This window comes from Nitrospirota bacterium, assembly GCA_016178585.1.
Taxonomy (GTDB): Bacteria; Nitrospirota; Nitrospiria; order JACQBW01; family JACQBW01; genus JACOTA01.
On sequence record JACOTA010000063.1, the window covers coordinates 1 to 9,970 of the forward strand.

At 45.7% G+C, this 9,970-nt stretch carries 10 protein-coding genes and 1 tRNA gene; 6 read left to right on the forward strand and 5 right to left on the reverse strand.

Annotation, left to right across the window (positions count from 1 at the left end; translation table 11 throughout):
• The first annotated feature begins 149 nt into the window (after window positions 1–149).
• A tRNA-His gene (locus tag HYR79_09985) sits at window positions 150–221 on the forward strand.
• A gap of 12 nt (window positions 222–233) precedes the next feature.
• Here HYR79_09985 and HYR79_09990 read toward each other — a convergent pair.
• Window positions 234–1,157 carry a diguanylate cyclase gene (locus HYR79_09990; protein MBI1822025.1) on the reverse strand — a complete coding sequence of 308 codons (924 nt, stop codon included), beginning with the start codon at window positions 1,155–1,157 and terminating at the stop codon, window positions 234–236.
• A gap of 187 nt (window positions 1,158–1,344) precedes the next feature.
• Here HYR79_09990 and HYR79_09995 point away from each other — a divergent pair, with 187 nt between their 5' ends.
• Window positions 1,345–1,755, forward strand: coding sequence for a PilZ domain-containing protein (locus HYR79_09995; GenBank protein ID MBI1822026.1), 411 nt, complete (start codon window positions 1,345–1,347; stop codon window positions 1,753–1,755).
• 300 nt (window positions 1,756–2,055) lie between these two features.
• A complete protein-coding gene (locus tag HYR79_10000; protein ID MBI1822027.1) occupies window positions 2,056–3,528 on the forward strand; it encodes a protein kinase in 1,473 nt (490 codons plus the stop codon).
• A 3-nt stretch (window positions 3,529–3,531) separates the two neighbouring features.
• Here the strand turns inward: HYR79_10000 and HYR79_10005 are convergent, their stop codons facing one another.
• Window positions 3,532–3,966, reverse strand: coding sequence for a hemerythrin domain-containing protein (locus tag HYR79_10005; protein ID MBI1822028.1), 435 nt, complete (start codon window positions 3,964–3,966; stop codon window positions 3,532–3,534).
• A gap of 90 nt (window positions 3,967–4,056) precedes the next feature.
• Window positions 4,057–4,989, reverse strand: coding sequence for a multicopper oxidase domain-containing protein (locus tag HYR79_10010; GenBank protein MBI1822029.1), 933 nt, complete (start codon window positions 4,987–4,989; stop codon window positions 4,057–4,059).
• A gap of 124 nt (window positions 4,990–5,113) precedes the next feature.
• Here HYR79_10010 and HYR79_10015 point away from each other — a divergent pair, with 124 nt between their 5' ends.
• Window positions 5,114–5,554 (forward strand): Rrf2 family transcriptional regulator, encoded by a 441-nt coding sequence (locus HYR79_10015; GenBank protein ID MBI1822030.1) that lies wholly within the window; start codon window positions 5,114–5,116, stop codon window positions 5,552–5,554.
• Between the two features lie 71 nt (window positions 5,555–5,625).
• Here HYR79_10015 and HYR79_10020 read toward each other — a convergent pair whose 3' ends face one another.
• Both HYR79_10020 and HYR79_10025 read right to left on the reverse strand, forming a co-directional pair.
• Complete coding sequence (locus tag HYR79_10020) at window positions 5,626–5,973, reverse strand: hypothetical protein (protein MBI1822031.1); 348 nt, start codon at window positions 5,971–5,973, stop codon at window positions 5,626–5,628.
• A gap of 130 nt (window positions 5,974–6,103) precedes the next feature.
• The gene (locus tag HYR79_10025) at window positions 6,104–7,399 is read right to left on the reverse strand and encodes an NAD(P)-binding domain-containing protein (protein ID MBI1822032.1); all 1,296 of its coding nucleotides are present in this window, start codon (window positions 7,397–7,399) and stop codon (window positions 6,104–6,106) included.
• A gap of 897 nt (window positions 7,400–8,296) precedes the next feature.
• On the opposite strand from HYR79_10025, the gene def reads away from it, so the two are divergent.
• Window positions 8,297–8,815 carry a peptide deformylase gene (def, locus tag HYR79_10030; GenBank protein ID MBI1822033.1) on the forward strand — a complete coding sequence of 173 codons (519 nt, stop codon included), beginning with the start codon at window positions 8,297–8,299 and terminating at the stop codon, window positions 8,813–8,815.
• A gap of 34 nt (window positions 8,816–8,849) precedes the next feature.
• On the forward strand, window positions 8,850–9,782 hold the full coding sequence (locus HYR79_10035) for a methionyl-tRNA formyltransferase (protein ID MBI1822034.1): 933 nt from the start codon (window positions 8,850–8,852) through the stop codon (window positions 9,780–9,782).
• Window positions 9,783–9,970: the final 188 nt, after the last annotated feature.

The window sequence follows — 9,970 nt, forward strand, 5'->3', positions numbered from 1 at the left end:
GCGCCCCGGGCAGCCGATCGACGTCCACTTTTATGTCGCACACCCTCAAAAAACCGGCAAGTTGACAACTGGATGAGGATAATGATATAAAAACTTTTCTGCCATTTTAAATCCAAACGGAAAATGGCCGTCAAATTGGCCTGATGACGGTGAGTGTAGCTCAAGGGTAGAGCACTGGACTGTGGCTCCAGTGGTTGGGGGTTCGAAACCCCTCACTCACCCTTCTTTCTTTTTTAAAGGATAATAACTCGATCCTTTCCCGCCTTTTTAGCGTCAAACAACGCGCGATCCGCAAGGTCAATTAAACTTTCGGGGTTTTTTAATTTATTGCCCTCAATAACCGTTCCGCCGATGGAAAGCGATATTTTGATGTTTAATTTTCTTTTTTTCAAAAAGGTGTGTTGAAAGACTTTTTCTTTTATTCGCTCGGCGATCGCCTTAACCCCTTCTCTTGTATTATTTGCCAGAATAATAATAAATTCGTCTCCACCGTAACGGCATGAAAAATCGTACCCTCTGACCTGCGAAGAGATGACCTCGGCGATTTCTTTTAATATTTCATCCCCGCATTTATGCCCAAATGTGTCGTTGATTTTTTTGAAGGAGTCTAAATCGATCATGAGGCATCCCAGCAGGCCTTCAAAGCGCTGGCTTCTTTTCCACTCACGTTTTAATGCCAAGGTTAAATAGTTTCTGTTGTAAACGCCTGTTAAGGGATCCAGGATCGAGACATCTTCCAATTCCGTAATTTTTTGTTTTAACGTGACTTGAAACGATCTAATTTTGAGGTGGTTGTTGACACGGGCGACCAGTTCTTCAGAATTAAACGGTTTGGTAATAAAATCAGAGGCGCCCCCTTGATAAGCTTTGATCTTTTCCTTGATCAATTTTTTGCCCGTGAGGAAAACAATCGGAATATCAAATAATTTTGGATGGGAACGGATTATTTGAAGCAACTGAACACTCTCTACGTTTGGCGTTTTCCATGCACAGATCATCAGATCAACCTTCTGCGTAAAAACGGTTCGTAATGCTTCCATTCCATCGCCTGCTTCGATAAAATCTTCCGCGATGCTCCTTCCGGTCAGCGTGTTCATCATTTTTTTTCGATTGGAGGAGGATTTGTCAACGATTAAAGTCGTGAGTTTATTTAGCATTTGAATTTGTTTGATGGGCCCTATATCTTTCTTTATCGGAAAAAAACTTCCGTTTTTGTTGAAGACCTTTATAACTTCCTTTTTTAAGTTTAATTGTTTTCTTTTGTTTGTCAAAATTCATTCGGCCTGTTTTATTTGACAATTTGGAGCCTTATAGTATCTTTAAAATCAGATCATAAGATTTAAGGTGAAAATTGAGAAAACCATGCATGACCAAAGAAAATACCCCAGGCTAGCCATTTTAGGATTTGTAAATTTAAAGATTAAAGACCTGAAGCTCCAACTTTCCGGCCCGATAGAACTTATTTCCCGTAAAGGGTTAGGGGTTTATACGAAAGAAAAAATCAGTCCCGGCACCCCGGTAGCTATTCAATTAATATGCTTTAAAGGCGCTGAGACATTGGATTTTAGTTTTACGGGAATTGTGACCGGCAGCCGCGATAGAATCCTAACTCCATATTCGACGGATAATGAAATCAGGGTCATTGGAATTAAATTTGATAAGGATATTAATTCAAGGGAACACCTCCCTCTCTATCAAATCTTAACGCAAAATAAAAAAAAGGGATCGGTGAAAAAGCCTTCCCTTGTGAGTTAATTTCACCTTACCCCTCCGAGTTTGTTTCTTAATCTGGCAAAAGGTCGTCATTAGAAATCCCCGGGCCGTATAGACCGGCGGGGCTGGAGCCACCACGTTCCAGGATCAGCGATAGAAAGTTGTCATTGCGAGCGGAGTGAAGCCATTTCGCTATCTTGAACCGGGATCGCCACGCACCCGACGGGTGCCCGCGATGAGAGGTAAAACAAGGAGTTGCAAATGATCCTCTTTTAAAATCCTGTTTTTGACAACTTGTAAAATTACGGTATCCTTTTGAAGAACACGCTGATCAGGTAAAAATTGATTCAACCCGTTAAATTTGGAAATTACCAATTATTGAAAAAGGTCGGAAGCGGCGGCATGGCGGAGCTTTTTCTTGCCCGGCAAGTCGGCGTGATGGGATTCGAAAGGTTGGTTGCCATTAAACGAATCCTTTCACACCTGACAAAAGACTCTGAATTTGTCGAAATGTTCATCAACGAGGCCAAACTTTCCGTCCAGATTACCCATCCCCATGTGGTCCAGGTTTATGATTTTGGCGTCGAGGAAGGGACTTACTTTATCGCCATGGAATACATCATGGGAAAAAGTCTCTCCGAAATCCTCGCTAAAGGGATAAAAACAGGGGTTCCCCTTCCAGGGGGTCTGGCCGTTTATATTGCTGAAAAAATCGCCTCAGGCCTTGATCATGCTTTTCGGGGCACTTCAATCAGCGGAAAGCCTTTGGGAATCATCCACCGGGATATCAGTCCGCAGAATATCTTGATTGGATACAACGGAGAGGTCAAGCTGGTTGATTTTGGAATTGCGAAGGCGGCCTCCTCGGATCACCATACCCGGACGGGCACTCTCAAGGGCAAACTCTCTTATCTTTCCCCTGAACAGGCCTGGGGAAAACCTGTGGATCAACGATCCGATCTTTTTTCACTTGGTATTGTTCTGCATGAAATGCTGACTGGAAGACGGCTTTTTAAGGGGGAAAATGAAATTTCCACGATTGAAAAGGTCCGGACCGCTGTGATTCCGGCGCCTTCTTCCATTAAACCATTTCTGCCGAAGATCCTTGATGAAGTTGTTCTTAAAGCCCTGGCCAGAGAACCGGGTGACAGATTTCAGAATGGTGGAGATTTTGAAGAACACCTGACCCGCTATCTGCGGACTTTGAATCTTGCGCCTGCTGCAAAGGATATCTCTTCATACGTTCGCGGCCTCTATCAAAATGAAATCGAAACAGACCTGTCGGAGTTTGAACAGCTCATTCGAATCCAACCTAAAACCCCGGTCAACACACCGGTAGTCGCGATCACATCGCCCATGGATCAATCGCTCAATATCACTCAACCTGTTCAAAAATCCGGGAAAACCATTCCTCTTTTTAAGATCGGAATAGGCATCCTATCCGCAATTGTAGCTTTTTTGCTCATCGGAATTATCTTCAGAGTTCGGAATGGCTCCGCGCTTCTACCTCTCGAAGTTCCGAAGGGCATCCAATCTCCTGTTCAGGCAGAGTCTATCCCAGCCGCGGGACCACCGCAAAATTCTTTCTCTCCCCGGTCTGTAACAACGCAAGCGGTGGAACCACCCCAAACCCCGCCCGGACCTTTCGCCGTCCATCCGCCAGATCCTCAACTCCATGAAGATCAAACAGAGATTCAGCGGCAGATCCCCAACGAACCTGATAAAAAAAGAAAATTCATGGAAATGGCGAAGAGAAAAGCCATTGAACGTTATTATGAAAGACGAAATGACAGATTACGAAATGCCACGGAATGAAAGTTATTTTTTGTCCATCTTAACGATCATCCCGGTCAGCGCCTCTTCGCTGAGGGACCGGTCTATCCAGGGGTAAAGAATTTTTTCTTCCTTGTCATTGTGTGATGTCAAAACGCCAATTAAACTTTCCTCTGCGTCCCCCGTGTGAATGTCGTTGTCCTGAAGCTTTTGCCCGATTTGATCGAGAAATTCCTTAATTTTATGGTGCTCCATTCTCATGACCGCTGTGGGTCCCATGTTTTTCATCCCTGTTTGCTCTTCGAAGGCCGGAAAGAGAATCTCCTCCTCCCAGACAATGTGTCTGCGCAACCCTGATTCAAAACTAGAAAATAATGTTTTTGCCTGCTCCAGATTTTCGGTCTTGTTTTTCTGAAAAGCAATGAAAATGCCGTCAAGCCGGTCATGATCCTTGCTCATAAATTCCATGATCAAGCTCAATGGATGGTCCTCCTGGTATGGGATAAAAGGTCATGCCCAATGACACAGAATAACTGAAGATGTCCAGAGCATGGGTTCACTCGTCAAGAACTAACGGAGTAATATTTTGTCTCCCCGGCCCAGCGTCGGGTCAGCGTCTTTTTTAAACAGGATGACCGCAATTGACCCGGTTAGCGCGGCATGCAGGGAATGGGTGACGATAGCGTTCCCTCCTTCGACAGGAGAGATTAAATCAAATGTGGCACCATCTCCAGGCCCCACGGTATAGCTTTGAAGTCCTGTTAACACATTTTTAGGGTTCCCTGAGGGATAGACCTTATCCCAGATCCCGGCGATCGGATGAAACGATGAAAACTCATTCGGACCTGCGTTCACGAAATAGATACGTACTCGCTCTCCCGGTTTTGCCTGTAAAACCCGTGTCGCTTTTTCATCATGCACAGGGTCATATTTGAATATCCCGCCATTAAAAACAACATTTCCCCACCGGTTTTTCATCATGTCTTCGACGTTATTGGCATCCGGATAAAGCTCTGACTGTACCAGGACATACTCCCTGTCGGCTTTTGGCAATTTTGAACTTTTAGGGTCGACCAGAATGACTCCGAACATTCCCCGTGCGACATGTTGAATCATCGGGGCCATTCCGCAGTGATAAAAGAAAACACCGGGAAAATCCGCTTTAAATGAAAATGATTTTGATTCTCCCGGATTGACCGGACTGAATTCCTTCACCACATTGACACGGGCAGCATGAAAATCGATCGAATGAGGATTTTTGTTGGTTTGATCATTGATCAACGTAAATTCAACGGTATCTCCTTCGGTAACCCTGACCAACGGACCCGGGACCGTTCCATCAAAGGTCCATGTCGGGTAAAGGGTTCCTTTATTGTCAATCGGAAGATCGACCTCTTTTGCATGAAGGACTACTTTTACGGATTTTGCCTCAGAAACACCCGGAAAAAAGATCCCAAGGATCAGCCCGGTCAATAACAGACGTTTAATTAAATTTTTCTTCATCGTCCTCCCCTTTTTTAATTGTGACACATCTAAAAGATGTATATAATATGTCTCTTTTACACCGGTTAGGTGTTCGAAGTCAAATAAATAAGGATTAAAGTTTCAAAGGTGCTAAAATGGATTCATGGAGTTAACTCAGTTTACAGATTATTCATTAAGAGTTTTAATTTTCCTGGGAAGATCGGAAAACCGGATATCAACGATCCGGGAGATCGCTGACTATTATCAGATCTCCGAGAATCATTTGATGAAAATCATTCCTCATCTGGTACGCAAGGGCTATATTCAGAGCATCCGGGGGAAGGGGGGAGGAATTCGGCTCTCCAAGTCCCCAGGGTCGATCAAAATCGGGAAGTTAGTTCGGGAGACAGAAGAAAGTCTGGAAGTGGTGGAATGTTTTAAACCGGGGGAGAATAGTTGTGCTTTATTGCCGGGCTGTACTTTAAAATCTGCGCTGCACCAAGCAATGCAAAACTTTCTAGGCACTCTCGATCAATATACGCTTTCTGATCTATTGGGTATCCCCAATAAAAAAGGGGCTACAGCAATCGCCGTAACCCCTTGATTTTATTCATTCGAGTAAGGAGGTTTCAAGCCCGAATGGTAAAGGCGGAACAGAATCTGGTAAAAGAAAATTTATCGATACTCTTTGATCACATTTCCACAAGACTTGCATATAATCTTATAAAAGCAGACCTTTGAGGCAAGTTCACATTCAAAACCAAGTTCAGTTTTAGTGCTGGCACATTTCGAACAGGTCAGAATAGAAAGAAGGTCTTCCATGACCGGTTGATGAGTGGCCAGGTTTTTCGTCTGGGCGCCGATGACGTAATTGGAATTGCAATTCTGACATTTGACAAGATAGAGACATTCGTCCTGGCCCAAATCACATCGAAGACTCATATCGAGCTCTTTTCGCTCGCAACTGGGACATGCGGTCAATAGTATTTTGGACTGTAGTTGGTCTAATGAGTTAATTTTCATTCTGCTACTCCTCTTATGGCATTAAGAATTTCTCCTGGATTTTAGTTTTAGCCGGGAAAACACTTAAATTAAATACTAGCAAAAAAAATGGAAAGGGCAAGCCGGAAAGAGTTCAGTCTCATCGAAATCCTTACGCGGTGCCGTATTTCGTTTCAACCTCGATGCCGATATTTTTCAGAAACTCGGTCGGCAGAATGCCCCCTGCGCAAACAATGACGGCATCGTTTTGAAGTTCCACAACGCTGCCGCCCGTTTCCACAGTCACTGTCTCCGGTTTTATTTCCTTGACGTTGGAGTTTAGCAGCGTTCGAATCCGGCCAGAGTCTTCGGCCTCTTTTAACTTCTGTCGATTTTTCTCCTTTACCCTTGAGAAGGAGGCTCCCCGGTAGGAGAGGGTAACGGTTGAGTGGAACTCCTCCGCCGCGACAGCGCAGGCCGCCTCCAGTGCCGCGTCTCCTCCTCCCACCACGAATACGTGCTGACGGGTATATTGCGCCGGATCGATCAGCCGGTAAACTACTTTAGGGAGATCCTCTCCGGTGACCCCAAGTTTTCGCGGCGTTCCTCCGCGACCCAGGGCAAGCAGGACCGCCCGAGTTTCATAGGAGCCCCGCGACGTCTTGACGACAAATCCGTGATCCGTCTTCCGGATCTCTTCCATCCGCTCGTTGTAGCGTATATCAACCCCTGTCTTTTTTTCGACATCCCGCATAAAATTAAGGAGTTTTTCTTTTCCGACCTCTCCGAACTTGATCTTTCCCACCATCGGGAGCGTGGCCGGCTGCGTCATGACGATTTTCCCGCGGGGAAAGTGTGCGACCCTTCCCCCCAAGGTTTCCTGTTCGATGGCCACGTAGCGTAACTTGTGTTGAAGACAAGCCAGAGCGGCTGAGAATCCTGCTGGCCCCGCGCCTACGATCACCACATCCCATGGTGTTCCGCCAGGTTTAAGTTTTCGAATCGCTTCGATCGCCTGGCGTCCCTGTTCAACCGCATTGCGAATGAGACCCATCCCCCCAAGTTCGCCCGCAATAAAAATTCCGGAAACGTTGGTCTCGAAGTCAGGTTTTACATGGGGAATGTCGACTCCTCTTTTTTGGGTCCCAAAGACCAGCGTAATGGCTTCCACTGGACAGGCGGCGAAACAGGCGCCGTGACCGATGCAGTGGGTGGGATTGATGATCGCCGCTTTTCCTCTTATCATCCCGAGGACGTCCTGTTCCGGACAGGCCACCACGCAGGCGCCCGAGCCGATACAGAGGTCTGGATTAATGACGGGATGCAGTGAGGGGGGTTCCGTGAGCCCTTCCGCTTTTGTCGCCTTGAGCCGTTGAAGGTTTCTCCTGTCGGTCTTCCTCCTCAAGTAGGCAAGAACGGTCCAAATCCCTGTGATTAAAACGATGATAGTCAAAAAATAGCCGGACAGTTCCAATATTCCTCTTAAATGAAGCCTACATAAAAATGTTTGAGATTCCTGTTTGGATTAAATTCATCAATAAACGATGAAGGGACAAAATTTGTACCAAAATGGTATTCCATTAAATCAGATACTCGCATAGGCTATATATATCAATATATCCCCTTTGATTGCATGAAAGTAAATAAAAATCCAGCCAATTGCTAAATATCAAAACTTAACAATAATCCACATTGGAATTTTTTTGTGACAGATAGTCGAATTATCAAGGAAATATTTGCTTTGCCAAGGAAGAATTAGAAGGGCTCAGAATAGAAAAGCCGCTTAAGAGATGGTAGGTATAAGCCTTGGACAAGGCAAAGGATTGTTAAGTCACAAATTACCACACGCCAAATAAAAAGGGGCTAACCAATTTGGTTAACCCCTTTAAAATTGCGGGGATAGGATTTGAACCTATGACCTTCGGGTTATGCTTACCACTACAGCTTTCGCCGCCTGGATATCCAGTTTGTGGTCTGGACTTTCTCTTCACCCATGGCTTAGCCATTAGGGTGCCTGCCGTCAAGTCTCTACACCTTCTCCACAAGCCCTAAGGCTATGGGAGCTTGGCTCGGGGTTACCCCGCTAACGGCTTCCCCGAGTTTGACAGGAGTTCGCATTCGGGTTTCCCCGCATGCAGCCCACTGCAAAATTAGTTTCCAGGCGTCTCGGTATTTCGCGGAACCAAGTTTTCTTTGACGCCTGGTTCATAACTAATTTTGCGAGAAAATTGAGCCCGACGAGCTACCGAGCTGCTCCACCCCGCAGAAGGATGGTAACAAAACCCTGTTGCCATGTCAATTGAATTAGAGGGGTTGTTCATTTTTCCTGATTGAACAGCCCCCTTAAGATTGATAGAATGGACCTATGTCAGCGATTCAAATCGTTAAGTTTCCCGACCCGATTTTAAGAGAAAAAACCCGTCAGGTGGACAATGCCGATGGCGCTTTGCAAAAGTTAATCGATGATATGGTCGAAACCCTTTATCTCGTTCCGGGGTTGGGTGTGGCGGCCCCTCAAGTGGGGAAATCGCTCCGGCTGTTTGTCTATGATATGACCCTTCGGGAGGGGGAAACCCAAAAACTGACGGCGTTAGTGAATCCCGAAATTATTGAATCTGAAGGGGAAATCATCGAGGAGGAAGGGTGCCTTTCCATTCCGGATTATTGGGAGAAGGTTAAACGGGCCGCCCGCGTCATGGTTAAAGGGGTCGACCGTTACGGGAAAGAAGTTCGGTTTGAAGCGGAAGGGCTTCATGCCAGGTTGATTCAGCATGAAATGGATCATTTAAACGGCGTTCTCATGCTGGATCATCTTAGCTCTTTAAAGCGGAACATTTTACTTCGAAAACTTAAAAAAAGCAGAAAATTAATTAACGAAGATTAAGTTTAAGCAGAAATCGATCGAGGCAGGGGGTCAAATGCGGATTATTTTCATGGGGACGCCCGATTTTGCGGTTTCAACGCTGGCGGCCCTGGCAGAGTCTGGCGATGAGATTATCGGCGTCGTGACCCAACCCGACCGTCCCAAAGGGCGGAAACAACTTTTAACCCCTTCTCCGGTTAAAATCACCTCGGAAAAATACCATTTTCCCATTTTTCAACCTCTGAAAGTCAAAGATCCGGCTTTTATTCAAACCGTTAAAGATTTATCTCCCGACCTCATTGTCGTGGTAGCGTTCGGTCAAATTCTTCCTAAAGCGCTTCTCGATATTCCTCCCAGGGGGTGTCTAAATGTTCATGCTTCATTGCTTCCGGCATACCGCGGTGCGGCGCCGATTCAATGGGCCATTATTCGGGGCGAGAAATTTACCGGGGTGACCACGATGTTGATGGATCCCGGCATGGATACCGGTCCGATCCTCCGTGCCGCCTCTATTCCAATAGAACCTGACGACACCTTTATCACCCTTTCTTCGAAGTTGGCTGAATTGGGAGCAAAAACGTTGATCGATACCGTTAAAGATTTAAAAAAGGGGGTGTTTCAACCCGTTCCTCAGGGTTCTCGGAATGTGACCTATGCGCCTCTGTTAAAAAAAGAGGATGGTTTAATCCGATGGACGGAATCTGCTGAAACCATTGAAAGAAAAACCAGGGCCTTGACTTTATGGCCCGGAATGTTTACCTATTTTAATAACGTGGTGTTGAAAGTCATTAAGGCCGAAGTTAAAGTGGAGGCCGCAAAAGGAATCCCCGGGGAAGTCGTCAGCAAGGAAAACGGCCAGCTCCTGATTGCGACCGGCCAGGGGGTTTTAAGTTTGCTGGAAGTTCAACCGGAAAACGGCAAAAGAATGACTGCCGTTCAATTTTTGGCGGGACACGGTTTAAAAAAAGGGGATTGTTTTGGGCGGTAAGTTAAGTGAAGCACCTGGCTTTGCCAGTGACGGACTTTGGAATGGTCGTAGTTAGTGTCTGAACGAAAATGCAGAAAACCCTTGATAGTCCGTGTAGAAAACGAATTTATGCACCTGAAGATAACCGTTTTCAGTTGAGAAACATATAGTCGTATGTTAAAATGATCGCGCTATTATTGATCAAAACA

Bases quoted from the DNA above. Each gene is read 5' to 3' on its own strand.
- HYR79_09990 (MBI1822025.1), bottom strand. From the start codon at position 1,157: ATGCTAAATAAACTCACGACTTTAATCGTTGACAAATCCTCCTCCAAT.
- HYR79_10010 (MBI1822029.1), bottom strand. From the start codon at position 4,989: ATGAAGAAAAATTTAATTAAACGTCTGTTATTGACCGGGCTGATCCTT.
- HYR79_10015 (MBI1822030.1), top strand. From the start codon at position 5,114: ATGGAGTTAACTCAGTTTACAGATTATTCATTAAGAGTTTTAATTTTC.
- HYR79_10020 (MBI1822031.1), bottom strand. From the start codon at position 5,973: ATGAAAATTAACTCATTAGACCAACTACAGTCCAAAATACTATTGACC.
- def (MBI1822033.1), top strand. From the start codon at position 8,297: ATGTCAGCGATTCAAATCGTTAAGTTTCCCGACCCGATTTTAAGAGAA.
- HYR79_10035 (MBI1822034.1), top strand. From the start codon at position 8,850: ATGCGGATTATTTTCATGGGGACGCCCGATTTTGCGGTTTCAACGCTG.